This is a genomic window from Sinorhizobium glycinis, from assembly GCF_001651865.1.
Taxonomy (GTDB): domain Bacteria; phylum Pseudomonadota; class Alphaproteobacteria; order Rhizobiales; family Rhizobiaceae; genus Sinorhizobium; species Sinorhizobium glycinis.
On sequence record NZ_LPUX01000055.1, the window covers coordinates 112,309 to 131,581 of the forward strand.

Here is a 19,273-nt window from a genome sequence, read left to right on the forward strand (position 1 = left end):
GTTCTGCTCGTAAAAGCCGTCCAAAGGGAACTTCCCGGGGCAGGGCCAGCATGAGCAGTCAGACTGCAGTTGCGCGAGATCACAGTCCGCAGCAGACGAGGGTTTCAGCGACGTCGATCCACGTGGCGCGTGGCGGCGCCGAGCGTTTTCCTGAAAAGCTCTCCGTCCATGGGCAGGCCGGCCTCACGGTTGCGCTGCTCGACGGGGCGTCCCCCGGCATAGGCGGCGCGGCATTGCCGCCGCAAGAGCTCGACGGCTTTCACCCGTCCATTACAAAGACGCCTGCCCGCCCGCGCGTGATGATGCTGGGCCTGCGCGGCATACCGGACGTGCAGGGCGGCGTGGAGAAGCATGTCGAGATGCTCTCCGCCAGGCTCGTGGCCCATGGCTGGAGCGTCGACGTCATCGGGCGGCAGCGTTATCTCTCGACATCTTCGTCCTATTCCTGGGGCGACATCCGAGTCTTTCCGCTTTGGGCGCCGCGGTTGATGGCGCTGGAAGCTATCGTCCACACCTTCGTCGGCGTCTGTTTCGCCGCGCTGCGCCGGCCCGATATCCTGCATATCCATGCAATCGGCCCGGCATTGCTGGTTCCCCTGGCGCGGCTCTTGGGCATGAGGGTCGTGGTCACGCATCACGGCTACGATTACGACCGGCAGAAATGGGGCACTTTCGCCAGGCGCATGCTGAAGCTCGGGGAGCGCATGGGCATGCGCCTTGCGCATGGGCGCATCGCCATTTCGAAGGAGATCGTGGAGCGGATGGGCGAGCGCTACAGAGTGCCGGTGGATTTCGTCCCGAACGGCGTCGCTGTTTCGCCGGGGCGGGGCGAAACGGGCATACTCGACGAACTCGGCCTGAAGCGCCGCCGCTACATTCTCCTTGCGGCTCGGCTCGTTCCGGAAAAGCGCCAGACCGACCTCATCCAGGCTTTCGCGAGCCTCGGCGATGCCGGCGTCAAACTCGTCCTGGCAGGGAGCGCCGAGTTCGAAACGCCCTACGCGAATGAGGTAAGAGCGTTGGCAGGAAGCGTGCCCGGCGTCGTTCTGGCGGGCTTTCAGTCGGGCGACAGGCTGGCGGAACTCTTCGCCAATGCGGCGCTCTTCGTGCTGCCCTCAAGCCACGAAGGCATGCCGATCGCCCTTCTGGAGGCCATGGCCCATGGCTTGCCGGTCCTGGCAAGCGACATTGTCGCCAATCGCGAACTCGACCTCCCGGCCTCCGACTATTTCCCGCTGGGCGATATCAGCGGCCTCGCAGCGGCGATCGCCAGGAAAATCGAAAATCCCCCGAGTGACGAAGAGGTCCTGTCGCAAATGGCCCATGTGGAATCGACCCACAGCTGGGCGAGCGTCGCGCAGAAGACCCTGGCAGTCTATCGAATGCTCGCCAAATGAGCGCACGGCATGCGCCGGGATGGCCGATAGAAAAGGACAATCGGTCATGAACTTCCGGCGTAAGGCTGCGGTCGTCGGATGGCTGCTGTTGGGGCTGATCGCCTATTCGACGCTGTCGCCCATCGGCATGCGTCCGCATATCGGGACGTGGGTTCACGTCGAGCGGTTCGGCGCCTACGGCCTTCTGGGCTTCCTCTTCGCGACCGCCTATCCGCGGCGGATCCCCGTTGTTCTTGGCATGGTGCTTGGAGCGGCGTTCGCTTTCGAACTGCTGCAGATGCTGTCGGCCGATCGCCATGCAAGGGTCGAGGACGTTGCGGTCAAGATGACCGGTGCAGCGTTCGGTGTCGGTGCAGCCTGGTTCGCCCTCGTCCTGCGGAGCCGGTACGAATAAACCAAAACGCAAATCATCGCAGGTAGAAAGGTTGCGCGGCGCATGCTGGTGGCGAGCGGAAACACCGCGCAACCGTTCTAGGGGGCTCTTTTGGCAGTATCCGTCATTATCAAGACCTTGAATGAAGAGAAGAGGATAGCCGCGACGATCGAGAGCGCCTTGGCGGCGCTTCAGGGCCAAGGCGGCGAAGTCATTCTTGCCGACAGCGGGTCGTCGGACGCCACGGTGGAGATCGCCGCGCAATACCCGGTTGTCATAGCGCAGATCACGCCGCCGGCGCGTCCGAGCTGCGGGATCGGGCCGCAACTTGGCTTTCAATATTCCCGACACGATTATGTCTGCCTTATCGACGGCGACATGCTGCTGGATCCTGGCTTCCTAGACGAAGCGATCCGCTTCCTCGCCGATAATCCGGCCATCGCCGGTGTGACGGGGCACGTCGAGGAGATGCACGTCGCCAACCTGGAATTTGCGCGACGCGTCAACCGCAATGCTCCGGAAAACCGCACCGGGCCTATCGACCGCATGAATGGCGGCGGGCTCTACAGGCGCAGTGCCATCGAGGATGTCGGTTATCTCTCGGATCGCAACCTGCACGGCTATGAGGAGTTCGATCTCGGCATCCGCCTGAGAAGCGCCGGCTGGGGCCTCCACCGTCTCGACCGGCGGTTCGTCCAGCACTTCGGCCACACGGTCAATTCCTACCGGCTGCTGGTGCGTCGCTGGAGGAGCAAATATCTCTACGGGATCGGCGAGCTCCTGCGCGCTTCGCTCGGCAAGCCCTATTTCCTCCAGCTTCTGCGCGAGCTGCCGGAGCTCAGGCTTTGGGGGCTCGTGCATCTCTGGTGGTTGTTCTGCCTCGGCCTGATCGTCTTCCTGCCGGACAGGCTTGTCGCGGTCGGCATCGTGCTCGCCATGGTCGCAGGTGTCGTTGTGCTGGCGAGCGTCAAGAAACGCAGCCTCGGCATGGGGCTCTATACGGTCGTCGCATGGTTCTTCCACGCGGCGGCGCTGCCGGTCGGAATGCTCAGGAGGCGCCGGCCACCCGACGAGCCGATCGAGAGCAGAATCCTCGTAAATCCGGCGTGACGATGCGTCCACTGCTTGCTGCTGCGGCGTTCGTCCTTGGCTGCTTCACGCCGTCGGCGAATGCCTCCGACCAATGGGTGCCTGTGCGCGACGTCGCGCTCGAGGTTCAATCGGGAAGCCCGCTCGATTTTTCCAGCTTTCTGCCCAATGGTACGATCGACGCGGATCACCGCCTCGTTGCGGGGGAGGGCGGACGGCTGGCCTACGTGAAATCACCGGAAAAGCCGCTGCGGATGCTCTGTGCCTCGCTCGCCTGGAGCCCGGCCTCGGGCGGGTTTCCTGATCATGCCGGTGCGGACCGCTACGCGCGCCAGCTGGCGCTGCACGGCTACAACATTGCCCGGCTGCATTTTGCCGATGCGAGCCTGATGTTCGGCCGGCAGAAGGATTTCGACTTTAATCCGGAGACGCTCGACCGCATCCACTACCTGCTCGCGGCGCTGAAGCGCAACGGCATCTACTGGATCATCGACGGGCTCTCGTCGCCGCGCGGCGCCTATGGCGGTTTTGACGACCGCTGGGACGCAAACGGCGATCTCAAGCTGCGCCTGCACCTGGATGAAGAGGCCTTCGCCCATTGGAGAACGCTGCAGGAGAAGTTCCTCGGGCGAGTCAATCCCTATACCGGCGTTGCGCCCATCCGCGACGATGCTTTGGCGCTGGTGATCCTCGCCAACGAAAACGGCATCGAGTTCGACAGCGTCGTACATGAGCGTCCCGGCGAACCCGCCTATGACAAGGTGCTCGCTGCTCCGTTCAATGAAGGGCTTGCGAAACGCTATGGTTCCACCGACGCGCTCGTGCAGGCCTGGGGAGAGCTCGAGGACGACGAGAGGCTCGAAGCCGGTACGGTGAGGCTTCCGCCCGATCGCTACGCCGACAGCCCCCGCATGCGCGATCTGCAGGCATTCTTCACCGACCTGGAGCGAACATCGGCCACACGGATGAGCAAGGTGCTGCGCGACCTCGGCTACAGGGGCCTGATCAGCACCTACAACAACTGGCCGACCGTACAGACGGCGCTGAGCCGCCGCGATCTCGAGGCGGTCACCATGAACACCTATCACGACTGGGTCGGCGGCTATGCGCCGGGCAGCGCCCTCCTGCAGGTGAGTTCCATTGCCGACGGCGCCAATTACCTGCGGATGATCGCCGCGGCTCGCTGGCTTGGAAAGCCCTTCGTCGTCAGCGAATACGACCACCTGTTCTGGAACCGCTACCGCTACGAGGCGGGGGTCGTCATGCCCGCCTATGCGTCGCTGCAGGGCTGGGAGGTGCTTTGCCGGCATGGCCATGGACCGATCGTGCTTGCCTATGGCGAGCCCTACCCGCACAAGCGGGCGATGCTTCCGTATGCGATTGCTCTCGATCCGGTCGCGCGCGCCGGCGAAACGCTGGCGGCCCTTCTTTACCGGCGTGGCGACGCCGCGACCTCCGGCATCAACATCCCCTTTGCCGTACGCGGCGAGGAGGACCTTGGCGAGGACATGCAGGCGAGGGAGCCGGAGCGCCTCACCGAGCTCGCCTTGATCGGCGGCATAGGCCTCGTTCCTGCGGACCGTGTCGACGACGCTGTCGGCGTTGCGCAGCCGCGGACACATGGCGCAGAGGAAATACTGGCTGCTCTTCGGGATAGCGGCTCGCTTCCTCAGGACAATCAGACCGACACGGGGAGGGGCATCTACGAGAGCGACACCGGGCAGATCCTGCTTGATCGCCGCGCAGGGCAGTTGCGGGTCTCAACGCTCGCAACCGAAGCGGCGGCCTTCTCCTCGCTTCGTGAGCCAATCGATCTCGGCGTCCTTCGCATCGAGCAGGCGGATGGAAACGGTCTCGTTGCGCTGTCGGCGCTCGATCGGCGGCCCTTGCTCGCGCATAGCCGTCGCATGCTGCTGATCTTCGCAACGGACGCCCAGAACAGCGGGATGATCTTCCGCGACAGCGAGGAGAAGGTCATCGAGGATTTCGGCAGTCTTCCGGTGCTTGTCCGCAAGAGCTATGTCGATCTGGCACTTTCGCGGACAGCAGCCAAATGGAAGGTATCGCCCGTTGGCCTCGACGGCCGGGTCTATCCGCCGGTACGCACCGGCGCCGGCCCCATCGCCTTCCGCCTCTCGAACGATACGCCCTATGGGCCGACGACCTATTTCCTCCTGGAACTCGAGGAGAGCTGAGTTCGTCGCGACGACCCTGCGAAGCGCACTGACTTAGCGATTGCATTTCCCGGCTCAACCTGATTTCTGATCCGGCACGGCAGGGCGGGCGAACGACGCGCATCGGCCGTGAGATGCATGGAGTGTCGCAACGCAATGGACAGCTTGCCCGAAATCGCCGGCAAGACCTGGTGGCCGGGGCCGGGCAGCCGCCTCGGCGCGACGTTCTTCGTGCGTCAGGCATTTCCATGGCTTGGACACCACTTCGGCGGTCGGCCGCTTGCCTCGACGCTCTCGCCCGGCATCGAGGGCATCGTCTCCTGGGGCGGGCGTATTCCCGCAACGACTGCAATGGCGGTCGCCCGCGCGCGGCGGCTGCCGCACTGGCATCTCGAGGACGGTTTCCTGCGTTCGGTCGGGCTCGGCAAGGATGGAGAGGCCCCGGTTTCGATCATTGCCGACGACCTGGCATTGCCCGTCGATGGCGGCAGGGCGTCGCGTCTCGAACTGTTGATCGCTGGGGCGGCGGGCGGCGGATATGACGTGTTCGGCCAGCGCATCCGGGAGAGGATGGTCGAACACAGGCTTTCCAAATACAATAACCTGCCGCATCGCCAACCATCGATCGAACCGAGCAGTCGCCGGCGCATACTCCTCGTGGATCAGGTCCTCGGAGATGTTTCGGTGGCGCGCGCCCTCGGTAGCCGCCGCTCGTTCGATCGAATGCTGGACGACGCGCTGGCAAGCGGCGCGCAATGCGTCGTGCGCACCCATCCGGACGTGATGGCGGGCCATCGCAAGGGTTACATGACGGAGCGCGCCGCCCGAACCCCCGGTGTGATCCTGCTCGCCGACAAGGTGTCGGTCGCCTCGATCCTCGACGTCGTCGACGAGGTCTGGACCGTTTCCAGTCAGGTCGGCTTCGATGCCCTGCTGAGGCGAATACCGGTGCGCTGCTATGCGCTGCCCTTTTACGCCGGATGGGGGCTGACGGACGATCGGGTAAGCCCCCGGGCTTTGGCCGCAGCGGCGCGCCGCGCCGTCGCTAAGCCGACGGCGGACCAGATCACCGCTGCGGCACTTGGGCTCTATCCGAGCTACCGCAACCCGGCGGACTGGGAAGAGATGGATGTCTTTTCGGCGATCGATCTCCTGATTGCCACGCTCGACAGGGCCTGATCGCGCGACCGCAGGGGCTCGGGAAGACGTGAGAAGTTCCGCGATATCCAGTTTGCGCAATTTTGTATCGATTTAATCCGGGCCTGCTGCGCTCTTAACCATTCCGCAATCATGGGCTGCAACTAAATATTGCAGCAGGCATGATTGTTCCTGCCGCAAGGACATTTGGCATCGCGACAATACGCGGTGCGGGACGCTTGTTTCAGGCATGCCGACTGCGATTTTCCGGCATTCGGCCAGTTGATTTCTGCATATTGGCGAGGGGTCCCTGCGGGGAGGCATATTCGGGGCAGACATATGAAACTCAATATTGCGCGCGGCATGATTGTGTTTGGCGGAATCATTGCGATCGGGCTGTTGATCTCGATCGGCATCAAGACATACGCTTTCGACAAGCTGCGGGTGAACGGTCCCGTTTACACGCAGATCGTCTATGGCAAGGATCTCGTCGCCGATATCCTTCCGCCGCCCTTGTACACGGTCGAGTCCTACATGCTCGCGATGGAGGTGATCTCCAGCCCGGAACTCGCTGCCAAGAACCAGGAAAAGATCGCCGCGCTGAAGCGCGCCTATGACGAGCGCCGGGCCTATTGGAAGTCTTCATCCGCGCCCGATGTGCTGATGAAAAAGCTGGAGGACGAGGTCCTTGCCAGGGCCGATCTCTTCTGGCAGGTGATGGAAAAGGAGTTCCTTCCTGCGCTTCAGACAAACGAGCTTGCCGGCGCCGCTCAGGCGCTGAGCGCCTTGAAGGGCAGCTTCCATCATCACGAGGTTGCCGTGAACGAACTGGTGCAGATGGCAGTCGCCTTCCAGGCAGGCGAAGAAGCCGCCGCAGCCGTGGAAACGGACCGCCTGTCCATGGCGGCTACCGCAAGCTCGGTGATCTCGGTCGCCCTGCTCGCCGCCGGCCTCTGGTACTTCCGCCGCCGTGCCGTCCAGCCGCTGGCTGCGATGTCGTCCTATATGGAGACGCTCGCCGGAGGCGATTACAGCCGGGCCGTTCCCTTTTCGGATCGTACGGATGAGATCGGCGTGGTGGCGAGATCCGTTGCCATCTTCCGCGAGGCGGCCATCGAACGCCGCAGCATACGCGAGCGTGCGGATGAAGAACGGCGCCGAAGGGAAGAGCAGGAGGCGGTTCTCCGCGAGCAGCGGGCATCCGAGGAGAGGGACCGGAGAAACGTTATCGATCAACTCAGCGCGGGGCTGGGGCGCCTTTCGACCGGCGACCTCACGGCCCATATCGACGGCGGCTTCGCCCCGGAATTCGAGCGGCTCCGCTGCGAATTCAATGGCAGCGTCGAGCAGCTTGCCGAAGCGATTTCCGGTGTGCTCCAGGCAACCGGCCGGCTGCGTTCCGGTTCGTCGGAGATCGCCAGCGCCACGGACGATCTGGCAAAGCGCACCGAGCAACAGGCTGTGTCGCTGGAGCAGACGGCCGCCGCCTGTGATGAAATCACCGCGACGGTGCGCAACTCGCTGGAGCGCGCGCGGGAAGCAAGCCTGGTAATGCGGACTGCAAAGGACGGGGCGGAACGCTCTGCGGCCGTCGTCCGCGATGCCGTTGCGGCGATGGAACGGATCGCTGGCTCTTCAACGCGCATCCGGCAAATCCTCAATGTCATCGACGAGATTGCATTCCAGACCAACCTCCTCGCCTTGAACGCCGGGGTCGAGGCGGCCCGGGCGGGCGAAGCCGGCAAGGGCTTTGCGGTCGTCGCGCAGGAAGTTCGCGAACTTGCCGGCCGCTCCGCCAATGCAGCGAAGGAAATCAAGTCGCTGATCGAAACCTCGGCCCGTGAGGTTGCGGACGGCGTCGACCTCGTCACCCAGACCGGCTCGGCACTGATGGGTATTGAAGGGCATATGCTGCAGGTAAGCGGCCTGATCGGCGCCATCGTCACCGCGGCCGACGAGCAATCCTCCGCGCTCGACGGCATCAATGCCGCTTTGCAGCAGATGGATCAGGTCACGCAGCAGAACGCCGCGATGGTCGAGGAGACGAATGCCGCCTGCCGCGCACTGAGCGAGGAGGTGTTGGATCTCGATAGCATTGCTGAACGGTTTCAGGTCAAGATGAATGCCGGGCGCGAGCGCCGCGTTGCCTGATTGCTTGCCGCATGTTCGTCGTAGCCGGCTTTAAGGACCAAGACATGTAGGGATTCAAACTGCTACTGCGACCTTTGCGCGTCTGATCGCACCACACGACAGCAGCCTGCTGGGCTTCGCCGGTTGCGGTCCGGCAGGGTCAGAAGGATCGCTGTTATTGCCGAGACGACGGCTCAGGCAATCCGAAGCTGAAGCGCGAGGGACTTCGGAAAGCTTCTCAAGCTCCTTGGAAGCGGCAACGTGCCAGCGGCAAGCCAAGCCGCTGGCACGATACCCAGGGCATCATGCCCGAGGCTGCCCTGCACCCACGAGAAAGAGTGTAAGCGGACTGGCCGGCGCAAGGCTACAGTTTGAAATTAAATCCATATCCGCATTGCGAAGAAGGTGTACGGTTAACGCAAAATTGCGCGGGGGCCTGCCGCCAGCGCGAAACGCACAGTAAAGGATCAACAATATGCTGCAAAGTTTCTTATTATGTATTAAACGGTGTGATTGGATCTGGATTCGGGAAAGTTGAGGCGTAAAAGTGTCTGGTTTATGTCGGTATTGCGGCTCAGGGAATAAGTCCAGATAATAGACCGTATCTATCGCTGTCGGAAATGGCCGCGCCAGAGGGCGCCTGGTGTCGGGATCGACCATGGAGATAATACTCAATACAGCCAACCCAATAAGGCAGACACCGTGCGATCTGCATGAAAGTTAGCCGTAGGTGATCGAGTTGCCGTTTCGTGGCCGGATGAAGAAGTGCTGGTCATATTCGTAAGTGCCGCCGCCGGTGAAACTTTCGAACAGGTTGGAGAAGACCGTATCCAGTTTGTACTGGACACGCGTCACCACCAGTTGCACGTCCTCCATCCGCAAATCCTCCGGCACCTCGACGGGTGAATCCTGGCCCGCCGAAAGGGCGGTCGTCCCATAGGCGGCCGACCAGTTCACAGTGGCCTTGCCCTTGCTGTCGATGTCGAGAACACAAAGAAGAATCGAGAGCTCGTCGGAGTCGTAGGGCTGCACGATGGTGTTGACGCCGTCGAGAATCGACTCGACGCTAGCCTCGGTCCACGTGCTCTGCATGGCGATGATCTCGCTGCTCGTCGTTGCGATCTGATTGATCTTTCTCCGCACGGTCAGCCCTTGGCCGAGATCTACCAGCCCGGCCAGCAGCAGCAGCAGCAGCGGAAACACGAAAGCGAATTCGATCGCGGACGCTCCCTCACGGTTCCGGCCGAAATGCCGCAACAGCGTGGTCGCCTTTTTCGGGATCGATCTCATGGGGGCGTCCTCAGAACGGCTCGTTGCGCAGCAGGACGGAGGCGCCCATCAGGTAACTGCCGTCCGCGAGCGTGGAACTAGAAAGCGAATAGAGGTTGACGATCGGCTTCCACGGAAGGAACGCTTGGACCATCACGTAATCGCTGCCCTTGCCGATTTCGAAACCTTCGGTGATCGAGACGGTGCCGCTGCTGTTGATCGCCTTCATCGCGCCGGAAGAGGAAGAGTCGGTAAGCGTATCGACGGCGACCAGCAGCTTGTCCCCGCAGTCGAGCACATAGAGCAGGTTGCCGCAGACCTCCGTCTTGAAGCCAGTGAGGGTCATATTGCCCTCAGCCGCCCGGCCGGTCTTTATGAGGCGAGCGGCCTTATGAACCGCCGCATCGAGCGCCGAGTCGATGAAGAACATCGCCCCCAATTCGAGAATGCCGAAGATGATGGTGAACAGCGGCAGCGCAAGAAGCGCGAATTCAATGGCGGCGACGCCCGACCTGTCCCGCAGCAGCCGGCGCAAGACCGTTATCTTCGACTGCCTCCTCATTGGGTGAGCCGGACCGAGGTCAGATATTGATTGAAGAGGGTGGAAAGCCCGGCGGTGATTTCGTCTTCGGAAGCGGCCGAGATGAAGAGATCCGACGAGGAGGCGCAGTCCTGCAGCGCGATCGGGATATAGTCGTGCCTTGTGGTGCTGCTGCTCACGCCAGTATGCAGCGTGCCGCCCCATGTCGAAACCCAATCGCTATTCGCCATCGATTTGGCGAGGGTTGCGTTGTAGCCCCAGTCAGCCGGGATAGCGAGATATTCCGTATAGAGAATGGCCATTGTTGCGTCGTTGTCTTTGAGGTAGTCGCACCAGTCCGGGTTCAGCGGCGTCACTTGGCCCCAATATTTGCCACTCCACTTGATTACCCAATCCCGGTTCGACTGGACGCCATCGGTAAGCAGGAGAACGAGTTTGAGCGGCGAAGCGGCCGACGAGCCATCTCCGGCTGTCCCAACCTCTTTCTTCAATGCCTTCAACGCGGTCTGGAAATAGGTGGCGCTCATAGAGGTCGCGCTGGTTAGTCCACTGCTATCGTCGGAAAGTTTTTTCCGTGCTGTGCTGGTGGAGTAGGTCGGTTCGAGGACTTCGGAAATCGTCTCACCGAGGCTGTAGAGCCCGACCTTGATCCTCGCATGGTCCTTGTCCGCGGCGTCGACCATGTCGAGCACCTCTTCGACGGCGTCGAGCGCCACGTCTGTTCGGAGCTTTACACCGAGACTCTTAATGTAGTTGTAGTAGGTCGATGCGATGACGGAGCCGTTCCTCTTCACGGGATCCTTCGTGTCGTGGCAGGCGAACTCGCAGGTGATATTCTTGTCAGCCCGCAGCATAGCCTGACCTTCGCTCGTTGCCGCGAGCAGCATTGACGGCGATTTGTCGAGAACGATGTAGACCTCAAGATAGGAAGTCGCCGGTCCCTCGATGGCGCTGAGGACGCCGACCGGAACTGTCTTGATATCCGCCAGGGTCATAAGCGTCGTCGGCACCGTCCCGCTTGCGCTGGCGGTGATCGTGTGGCCGGTCTTGTCGACCGTGATCTCCGTCAGATCGTAGGTGGCGCTTTGCTTCTCCGACTGGGCGTCGAACCACTCCTTGATCTTCTCGACGATTTCGTCCTCGTCGTATTCGTCGATCTCCTTGATGGCCGCAACCAGCGCGGCGTCGAGGTCCGATTGCATCCTGCTCTGGACGTTGTAGGCGCGCGTATAGTCGAGACCGGCGCCGATGGCGAGGATCATGGGAATGATGCAGATGGCGACCGTCAGCGCGACATTGCCGCTCCTGTCGCTGACCATGCTTGCCATTCGCCTGGCAATCAGCTGACGGAAAGAGCCGAAATGGAGATGCATGTTTCTAGTGACCAGCCCAGTTTTCTATGCGCTGATCCTGCTTGTGAAAAGATTATTCGAGCGTAAATCGGCGTCGTGTTCGGCTGGCCAATCAACGCGGGCCCTATCCGGATTGCGCAGGAAAGCGACTCTGATGATGCAAGCAGCATCGGCCGGCAGTGCAGGTGTGCCGCTTGGCTGAGCAGCGACCAATCACTCTCAGCGGTTCGTGTCGGATGATCGTGGCGGCGAAGCGCCGATCCCGCGCCGGCTATGGAGCTTCGCCGTTTCGGACGGCGGCTGGCCGAAGGCATCATGATAGACCGCTGAAAACCGGCCCATATGGGTAAATCCCCAGGCGCGCGCCACCTGCGCGATCGAAAGCGTATTTGCCTCATCGGAGAGTGTCCTGCGTACGCCTTCCAGCCGCATCTGGCGCAGAAAGTTCAAGGGAGTCGTATCCTTGAATTGCTGGAAGGCGGTCTGCAGGGCGCGCACGCTCGTACCTGCCTCCCGAGCGATGTCCGCAACGCTCATGGGATGAGCTATATTGGCGACCATATACTCAATCGCCCGTTTCAGATTTCGCGGCATCGCCGGCGACATTGGTTTGTGTAGTCGCGCGCTGTAGTTGTGGGGGACCGATTCCAGGATCATGACCATTGCCGCCTGGAAGAGGTGATTGGTCGCCGTTGCAGAAACGCGGTCTTCACCCGCCACGTCGAAACAATCCCAGAGCAAGCTTCCGAGAGCAGCGAGCCGCGAGCCGGCGGCTGAGTCCGTGTCCAGGGTCGCACAAAGGTCGATATCCCCCAGAACGGGGGCGTCGAGAAGCTGGCTGAGTTGACCGACCATCGCCGATTTTTCGAACGCGATGCCGATATGGCCGCGATTCTCGTGAATGGTCAGCCTTTCGAATTGCGCCATATTGCCGACCATCGCGGTCCCCGGGGTCGACAGAAGGCGCTTGCGGCCGACATCGATCTCCATGGCACTCGAATGGGGCAAATAGAGTACGAAGGCATCGGACGGCTGCGAGAATGTGACCTTCATGCCGGAATGGCACATGCCCGCCCAGATGCTGAAAGGCCCGGCAGAATAGTGCCGATCCTCGACCGAGATACGGCCGTCTTGCCCCAGGGGCTCAACCTTGGCGGGCGACAATGTCTTTGCATAATGCTCGGACATTTCGTCGGCATCTGCTTTGACTATGCGGAACGCCGGGCGATGAGGAGCGTACCTCATCTAAACTCCAAAAAGATGCTGGTGCTGGGCAGGGTAGCGCACCGTCGGGCATATTTGCGTCTCACGTTCACGCCACCTCCCTTTCATCGGCTCTTTGCCGCCAATTATCATACGAATATGCGTATATTAGTGTTGTCGTAAACGGTTATGTAAACCCGCCTATCCAAAAAACGAAAAACGCAGCCAGATTTCGCAACAATTGATGAGCGGAGGAAATCGTCCCGCTCGCACGTCGCTGGCCGAACGGATCAAGCGTGCAAAATTCCGCCGGCCAACCCGCGAACGGGCTGGAGAATTGAGCGAACGGTTCTTGGCCAAGTTCGACACGATCGGGCGTCGTACCGATCCAAGGCAGCGTTGCCGCGGCGCCTTGATGGGACGACCGACAGCACAGCAGAGCCGACTCATTTTGGCGGCCGATCGGCAAGCCGCGATGCTCATGCCTCTCGGGCAAACATTGTTGGCAGGCCGGCCGACTATCGTCCCAGAAGGATAGCGTCGTCTTCGGGATACACCATGCGCTATGCGGATACTGAAGAGTGCGTTTCCGTATGTCTTTTGCAAGCCGTCCGACATATTCAAGGAAGTCGTAAATTTAAGTTGAAAACTACTCTCGCCGGCGCCGGCTTCTACTGAGCGTGGTGTCGTGAGGGGCAATCCATGGCGCTTGGGTGATTGAACGCAGGACGCCCGAAAAGGTGGGAACGAGGACGAATGCAGGTCAGACCGAATAAGAAAGAACCCCGAGCGATCGACATACATGTAGGCAACCGCATCCGTTTGCGCCGATTGGCCTTGGATTGGAGTCAGACAAGACTCGGCGAGGCGCTCGACGTCAGTTTCCAGCAGGTGCAGAAATACGAAAAGGGCTTGAACCGGGTCGGGGCGAGCCGCCTCCAGCGTGCTGCCGAGGTCCTGAACGTGTCGGTCTCCTACTTCTTCGAAGGCGGCCCCGAAAGCTCGAATGGTTCGGAGCAGAATGCCGCGGTGACCTCCAGCGACGAGATGCTGCAGTTCCTTGCGACCGAGGAGGGCGTGGCCCTCAATCGCGCGTTTGCCCGGCTCAGCGATCCGCAGGTTCGGCGACGGATCGTGGCGCTCGTCAAAGCCCTCGTCCCGTCGGACATCGCACCGACTCCAGCGCTGGCCCTCGAAGACTAAAGGTCGCCGGTCCGCTGCCCTTATGCAGCATTGCTTTGCCCTACAGCGCCGCGCGTCTTACCAGACGCGCAAAGGCTGCGCGCCGCAAGCCAGGTTTTTTCGACTCCAATTTGGGCTGGGGGCCTTGCCGCCGCGACCTTGGGCGCGGCGGTGCGGATTATCTGCAAGTCATTCGGCGGCAATCGGTGCGGGGTAGGGGGCGCGGTTCGCGGCAGCCTCCTTGCTGGGCTCGGCGGTTTCGCCCTCCGGCTCGCGTGCCTTGGGCTCCCTGCCGAAGAACAGCGCGTAGCCAGCCGGCAGGACCAGGATCGTCAGCACCGTCGCAACGAGAATGCCGCCCATCATCGCATAGGCCAGCGGTCCCCAGAACACGCCGCGCGAGATCGGGATCAGCGCGAGCACGGCGGTCAGCGCCGTCAGCACGATCGGCCGGAAGCGCCGTACCGCGGCCCCGATGATCGCCTCGGAACGCTCCATGCCCGCCGCAATGTCCTGGTCGATCTGGTCGACGAGGATAATCGAATTGCGGATGATGATGCCGAGCAGCGCGATGACGCCGAGGATGGCGACGAAGCCGAAGGGGGCGCCGCTGATGAGCAGGGCCGCAGCCGCACCGATGATGCCGAGCGGTCCGGTCGCGAGCACCAGCATCGATTTGCCGAAGTGCTGGAGCTGGGCCATCAGGAGGATGACGATGACGAGAAGCATGATCGGCGCCTTGGCTGCGATCGATGCCTGGCTCTCGGCACTGTCTTCCGCACCGCCCTGAATCTCGACGTTGTAGTTCGGGGCGAGACCGTCCCGCAGCCCCTGAAGTTCGTTATAGAGCTGCAGGGTCACGTCGTTCGGCTGGATACCGTCCGGCAGCGTTGCGCGCACGGTTATGGTCGGCTGGCGATCGCGCCGCCATTCGATGCCCTGCTCCATGACCGGAACCACCTTGGCCACCTGGGCCACCGGCACGAAGCTGCCGAAATCCGTCGGCACATAGACCGAGTTGACGGCTGAAAGCAGCTGGCGGTTGCCATCCGGCTCGCGTGCCACGATCGAGACGGTCTCTTCGCCGTCGCGGAAATCGTCGAGCGGCACGCCGGACATCGCCGCCTGGAGCATCTGGCGGATGCGCTGCGAGGTGACGCCCAGCGCCCGGGCGCGGTCCTGGTCGATGACCAGCTTCATCGCCGGCACAGGCTCCAGCCAGTCGTCATGGACGGCTCCGAGCAGCGGATTCTCCTGGAACTTCGCCTTCACCTGATCGGCGATGCGGCGCACCTCCTGGCGATCCGGCCCCATGACCCGGATCTGCACCGGCCAGCCGGTCGGAGGGCCGAGGAAGAGGCGGTCGACCTTGGCGCGGACCGACGGGAAGTCTTCGGCGAGGATCGTGCGCATCTTGACGATCAGCCTTTCGCGGGCCGGCTCGTTCTTCGCCATGACGAGGAGTTGCGCGAAGTTGGGATTGCGAAGCTGCTGGTCGAGCGGCAGGAAGAAACGCGGTATGCCTTCGCCGATATAGGTGGCGATGAAGCGCTTGTCCTCGTCGTCCATCATGCGCGCCTCGAGCGCCTTGGCCTGCCTCTCGACTTCCTCGATGCTCGTGCCCTCCGGCAGCCAGAGATCGACGAGGATTTCCGGCCGCGAGGACTGCGGGAAGAAGTTCTTCGGGATGAACTGGAACGCCCAGAGGCTCGCCATGAAGGTTGCCAGCGTCAGGACGAGCACGATGACGCGGTGCCGCACGGCCCAGCCGACAGTTGCCCTGAGCCGCCGGTAGAAGCGGGTGTCGAACGCGTCGTGATGGGTGCCCGCATGGTGGCGCTGCTTCAGGATCATGTAGCCGAGCCAGGGGGTGAAGTAGGCCGCCACGAACCACGACACCACGAGCGCAATGCCGACGACGTAGAACAGCGAACGCACATATTCGCCCGCCGTCGACTCCGCAAAGCCGACCGGGATGAAGCCGGCCGTCGTGATCAGCGTGCCGGTCAGCATCGGAAAGGCAGTGGAGGAATAGGCAAAGCTCGCTGCCTCGATCTTCACCAGCCCTTCCTCGAGCTTCCGTTCCATCAGCTCCACAACGATCATCGCGTCGTCGACCAGCAGGCCGAGCGCAATGATCAGCGCCCCGAGCGAGATGCGCTGCAGGTCGATGCCGAGCTCGTACATGATCGCGAAAGTGGCGGCGAGGACGAGCGGGATGGCGATGGCGATCACCAGGCCCGAACGCCAGCCGATCGAAAGGAAGGAGACGACCAGAACGATGATCAATGCCTCGACGAGCGCATGGCTGAATTCACTGATCGCCTCGGTCACGACTTCCGGCTGATTGGAGATCTGTTCGACCGCCACGCCGTAGGGAAGGGCGGACTCGAAGCGCTCATAGGTCGCCTCCACCGCCTTGCCGACATCGGTAACCTTGTGTCCCCTGGCCATTACCACGCCGATCTGGACGCTGTCGTGGCCGTTGAAGCGGAACTTGCGCGAATAGGGATCTTCGAGCCCCGAGGTGACGGTGGCGATGTCGCCAAGCCGGATCGTCTCGCTGCCGGCGCGCAGCCTCAACTCGCGGATATCCTCGGCCCGCCTGACATCACCGTCGACGGAAATGCGAACCGAGCGGACGCCCGTCTCGACGGTGCCGGCGGGATCGACATTGTTCTGCCCGGCGACGGCGTTGCGCAGGTCGTTGAGCGTCAGCCCGCGGGCGGCGAGCAGCTTGGAGGAAACATCGATGTAGATCTTCTGCGGCTGGTCTCCGAGGATGACGACCTTCTCGACGCCCGGCGTCGTCAGGAGCATGTCGCGGCCCTCGGTCGCGAAGCGCTTCAGTTCGGGATAGCTGTAGCCGTCGCCGCTGATCGCGTGGAGCGTGATGAAGGTATCGCCGAATTCGTCGTTGAAGTAAGGACCGAGGACGCCTTCCGGCAGGTCATTGGCAATATCGCCCACCTTCTTGCGGGCCTGGTAGAAGGAATCGGCGACATCTTGGGCGTCGGTGTCGCCCTCGATCTGCACGGTGATGACGGCGCTGCCGGCGCGGGTGTAGGAGCGGACGAAATCGAGATGCGGCGTTTCCTGCAGCTTGCGCTCGATCTTGTTGACGACCTGGTCCTGCATCTCCTCGATCGAGGCGCCGGGCCAAACGGCCTGCACGACCATGGTGCGGAAGGTGAATTCCGGATCTTCGCGCTGCCCCATGCGGACGAGGCCGAGTGCGCCAGTGATGATGATCAGCCCGAACAGGAAACGCGCGATGCTCGGATGCCCGATCGCCCAGCGCGAGAGATTGAACGGCTTCTTGTCCCCGGTAGAGGCGTGCATGGCGTCTTTCCGTACTGCTGATTGGCTTTAGCGGACGATTTCGCGCGTTTCGGCGCGGGCGGACTGCTGCGCGGGGAGCGGCAGCTTGACCTTCAAGTCTTCGGCCATGAATTGCGTGCCGGCCGCGACGACGAGATCACCCGGCCGCAAGCCCTCGGCGATGCGTACCTGATCCCCGGCGTAATCGGCGAGCTTGACGGGGCGGGCATGCACGGTCGAGGCGCTGCGATCGACCACCCAGACGATGTTCTTGCCGTCCTTCTGCGCAAGTGCGCTCAGGGGAATGGCCACGAGGTCCCCGGAATTGGCGGCCGGCGCCTCGACGGTTGCGGTCATGCCGAGCAGGACGCGGGGATCGTTGGGCAGGCTGATGCGCACCGAGAATGTCCGGGATTGCCGCTCCGCGCTGCCGGAGACTTCACGCACATGGCCGTCGAGGGTGAGCATGTCGTTCGACCAGAAGTGCGCCTTTACGGTTTTGCCCGGCTTGAACTCGGCAATATCCAGCTCCGGAACGGCAACTTCGATTTCCTTCTCGCCGTCTACGGCGACGGTTACGACCGCCGTGCCGGTGCCGACAACCTGGCCGATATCGGCGTTGATCGCGGTCACGATGCCGCTCTGGTCCGACTTGAGATCGGCATAAGCGACCTGGTTCTTCGCCTGGCTCAGGCTCGAGGCGGCCGCATCGCGTGTGGAAATCGCCTGATCATAGAGGAGAATGGCCTGGTCCAGCTCGGCCTTGGAGGAGAACGATTTGGTGAAGAGCTGCGCGGCCCGCTCTTTCGTCAGGGAGGTCGTCTGCACCTGCTTTTCGGCGGCAAAGAGGGTTGCCTCGGCGCTTCTAACGGCAAGCTCGTAGTCGGTCGGGTCGATGCGCGCGAGAAGGTCGCTGGGCTTCACGCGGTCGCCGACATTGACGAGCCGCTCGGTAATCTTGCCACCGACGCGAAAGCCGAGATTCATCTCGGTGCGCGCCTTCACTGTCCCGGCATAGTCGAGGCGGCGCACCTCACCCGTGCTGGCAATCTCGACGACCTTGACGGGCCGGATGGTCTCCTTCGTTTCCGTTTTTTCCTCCGAGCAGCCGGAGAGCACGGCGCCGAGCGCGATCACGGCCAGGGCACGGGCAACGAACGGCCGGTTGAAAGCTCTCGGTGAAAACATCGTTCGTACTCCTGATGCAGGTAATTGGCGGCGAGCCGCTCTATTTCTTAAGCGCCCTGAGGGCGAACTCGATCAGTTCGTCCGGGGTAGGGCGATTTTCCTTGGCAAGACACTGGGCGACGATCTGCGGGTGGCAGAGGGTCACGATGCTCGCACCGAAGCATCGGGCGGCTACCTCCGGATCGTGCTCGGCGAATTCGCCCGCCTCGATGCCATCGTGGATGATGCCGGCCAGAAGCTTGTCGATGCGGTCGAGATGTTTCTCGATGACGTGCCATTCCTGTTCGATCGCCACCACGACCATCTCGTGGACCTTCTGCTCGTCGAGCATGGTCTCCACGGTCATCTTGTGCTGCGCCAGCACATAGCGCCGCAGGCGCTCGGTGGCACTCAAGGGGAGGCGGGAAATCTCGTAAGCCTGCTGGTAGCTCGCCTCCAGCATGCGCGCGCAAAGCGCCTGGTGGATCTCCGTCTTGGAGCCGAAAAAGCGATAGATGTTGGCCGGCGACATGCCGAGGTCGCGCGCAATATCGGCGACATTCGTTTTGGTGTAGCCGTAGTGCCGGAAAAGCCGCTCGGCGGATTCGAGGATCCGCGCGATGTTTTCCTGCCTTGCTGCATCGATGCTGCTGTCTGCGGGATCGCTCATGGGCTGCATTCGTGATGAGTGACGAATTTTGAATTTCGTCAGTCATAAGCCGGCAGCCGTTATTTGTCAATCGACCGTCACCGTTTCCGGAATCGATTGTTGTAATCCGTTCGGGGATAGTGAGAGGCAGTTCTCGATCGCGTCGCGAGATATGTGAGAGCCTACGAATGATGGGAGCGTTGCTGCCGGTTCGTGAGCAACGGCTCCGGGCGCCGTCCCAGCTTCAAGTCGAAGCACGGCCCGAACGCGCGGAGCGGTGCTGATCAAG

14 protein-coding genes are annotated in these 19,273 nt (G+C 62.2%); 7 read left to right on the forward strand and 7 right to left on the reverse strand.

The genetic code is table 11. From position 1 onward, the window contains the following. Positions 1-50: 50 nt before the first annotated feature. The 6 genes from AU381_RS11965 to AU381_RS11990 all read left to right on the forward strand — a co-directional run bounded on the left by AU381_RS11965 (position 51) and on the right by AU381_RS11990 (position 8,321). On the forward strand, positions 51-1,397 hold the full coding sequence (locus tag AU381_RS11965) for a glycosyltransferase family 4 protein (RefSeq protein WP_082909893.1): 1,347 nt from the start codon (positions 51-53) through the stop codon (positions 1,395-1,397). 46 nt (positions 1,398-1,443) lie between these two features. After that, positions 1,444-1,791 (forward strand): VanZ family protein, encoded by a 348-nt coding sequence (locus AU381_RS11970; RefSeq protein ID WP_064241994.1) that lies wholly within the window; start codon positions 1,444-1,446, stop codon positions 1,789-1,791. 90 nt (positions 1,792-1,881) lie between these two features. After that, positions 1,882-2,880, forward strand: a complete 999-nt coding sequence (locus AU381_RS11975) for a glycosyltransferase family 2 protein (protein ID WP_064241995.1) — start codon at positions 1,882-1,884, stop codon at positions 2,878-2,880. Positions 2,881-2,882: 2 nt separating this feature from the next. Beyond that, entirely contained in the window at positions 2,883-5,054 is a 2,172-nt protein-coding gene (locus AU381_RS11980) for a hypothetical protein (protein WP_064241996.1), read from the forward strand. Positions 5,055-5,189: 135 nt separating this feature from the next. Continuing rightward, entirely contained in the window at positions 5,190-6,212 is a 1,023-nt protein-coding gene (locus tag AU381_RS11985) for a capsular polysaccharide export protein, LipB/KpsS family (protein WP_064241997.1), read from the forward strand. Between the two features lie 297 nt (positions 6,213-6,509). After that, positions 6,510-8,321: a methyl-accepting chemotaxis protein gene (locus AU381_RS11990; RefSeq protein WP_064241998.1), complete on the forward strand. Its 1,812-nt coding sequence runs from the start codon at positions 6,510-6,512 to the stop codon at positions 8,319-8,321. A 699-nt stretch (positions 8,322-9,020) separates the two neighbouring features. Here AU381_RS11990 and AU381_RS11995 read toward each other — a convergent pair. The 4 genes from AU381_RS11995 to AU381_RS12010 form a co-directional block, all read right to left on the reverse strand. Then, a complete protein-coding gene (locus tag AU381_RS11995) occupies positions 9,021-9,590 on the reverse strand; it encodes a TadE/TadG family type IV pilus assembly protein (protein ID WP_064241999.1) in 570 nt (189 codons plus the stop codon). A 10-nt stretch (positions 9,591-9,600) separates the two neighbouring features. Continuing rightward, a complete protein-coding gene (locus tag AU381_RS12000; RefSeq protein WP_064242000.1) occupies positions 9,601-10,131 on the reverse strand; it encodes a TadE/TadG family type IV pilus assembly protein in 531 nt (176 codons plus the stop codon). Then, positions 10,128-11,483 (reverse strand): TadE/TadG family type IV pilus assembly protein, encoded by a 1,356-nt coding sequence (locus tag AU381_RS12005; RefSeq protein ID WP_064242001.1) that lies wholly within the window; start codon positions 11,481-11,483, stop codon positions 10,128-10,130. The genes AU381_RS12000 and AU381_RS12005 overlap by 4 nt, the downstream gene beginning before the upstream one ends. 198 nt (positions 11,484-11,681) lie before the next feature. Next, positions 11,682-12,707, reverse strand: a complete 1,026-nt coding sequence (locus AU381_RS12010) for an AraC family transcriptional regulator (protein ID WP_064242002.1) — start codon at positions 12,705-12,707, stop codon at positions 11,682-11,684. A 714-nt stretch (positions 12,708-13,421) separates the two neighbouring features. On the opposite strand from AU381_RS12010, the gene AU381_RS12015 reads away from it, so the two are divergent. Further along, complete coding sequence (locus AU381_RS12015; RefSeq protein ID WP_064242003.1) at positions 13,422-13,868, forward strand: helix-turn-helix domain-containing protein; 447 nt, start codon at positions 13,422-13,424, stop codon at positions 13,866-13,868. Positions 13,869-14,036: 168 nt separating this feature from the next. Here the strand turns inward: AU381_RS12015 and AU381_RS12020 are convergent, their stop codons facing one another. The 3 genes from AU381_RS12020 to AU381_RS12030 are packed head-to-tail and all read right to left on the reverse strand — an operon-like array spanning position 14,037 to position 19,005. Next, a complete protein-coding gene (locus tag AU381_RS12020) occupies positions 14,037-17,189 on the reverse strand; it encodes an efflux RND transporter permease subunit (protein ID WP_064242004.1) in 3,153 nt (1,050 codons plus the stop codon). A 27-nt stretch (positions 17,190-17,216) separates the two neighbouring features. Next, on the reverse strand, positions 17,217-18,356 hold the full coding sequence (locus AU381_RS12025) for an efflux RND transporter periplasmic adaptor subunit (RefSeq protein ID WP_064242005.1): 1,140 nt from the start codon (positions 18,354-18,356) through the stop codon (positions 17,217-17,219). A 40-nt stretch (positions 18,357-18,396) separates the two neighbouring features. Beyond that, complete coding sequence (locus AU381_RS12030) at positions 18,397-19,005, reverse strand: TetR/AcrR family transcriptional regulator (RefSeq protein ID WP_064242006.1); 609 nt, start codon at positions 19,003-19,005, stop codon at positions 18,397-18,399. Positions 19,006-19,273: the final 268 nt, after the last annotated feature.

Excerpts from the sequence above, each read along its gene's own strand:
- AU381_RS11965 (WP_082909893.1), top strand. The coding sequence starts at position 51 with ATGAGCAGTCAGACTGCAGTTGCGCGAGATCACAGTCCGCAGCAGACG.
- AU381_RS11970 (WP_064241994.1), top strand. The coding sequence starts at position 1,444 with ATGAACTTCCGGCGTAAGGCTGCGGTCGTCGGATGGCTGCTGTTGGGG.
- AU381_RS11980 (WP_064241996.1), top strand. The coding sequence starts at position 2,883 with ATGCGTCCACTGCTTGCTGCTGCGGCGTTCGTCCTTGGCTGCTTCACG.
- AU381_RS11985 (WP_064241997.1), top strand. The coding sequence starts at position 5,190 with ATGGACAGCTTGCCCGAAATCGCCGGCAAGACCTGGTGGCCGGGGCCG.
- AU381_RS11990 (WP_064241998.1), top strand. The coding sequence starts at position 6,510 with ATGAAACTCAATATTGCGCGCGGCATGATTGTGTTTGGCGGAATCATT.
- AU381_RS11995 (WP_064241999.1), bottom strand. The coding sequence starts at position 9,590 with ATGAGATCGATCCCGAAAAAGGCGACCACGCTGTTGCGGCATTTCGGC.
- AU381_RS12000 (WP_064242000.1), bottom strand. The coding sequence starts at position 10,131 with ATGAGGAGGCAGTCGAAGATAACGGTCTTGCGCCGGCTGCTGCGGGAC.
- AU381_RS12005 (WP_064242001.1), bottom strand. The coding sequence starts at position 11,483 with ATGCATCTCCATTTCGGCTCTTTCCGTCAGCTGATTGCCAGGCGAATG.
- AU381_RS12010 (WP_064242002.1), bottom strand. The coding sequence starts at position 12,707 with ATGAGGTACGCTCCTCATCGCCCGGCGTTCCGCATAGTCAAAGCAGAT.
- AU381_RS12015 (WP_064242003.1), top strand. The coding sequence starts at position 13,422 with ATGCAGGTCAGACCGAATAAGAAAGAACCCCGAGCGATCGACATACAT.
- AU381_RS12020 (WP_064242004.1), bottom strand. The coding sequence starts at position 17,189 with ATGCACGCCTCTACCGGGGACAAGAAGCCGTTCAATCTCTCGCGCTGG.
- AU381_RS12025 (WP_064242005.1), bottom strand. The coding sequence starts at position 18,356 with ATGTTTTCACCGAGAGCTTTCAACCGGCCGTTCGTTGCCCGTGCCCTG.
- AU381_RS12030 (WP_064242006.1), bottom strand. The coding sequence starts at position 19,005 with ATGAGCGATCCCGCAGACAGCAGCATCGATGCAGCAAGGCAGGAAAAC.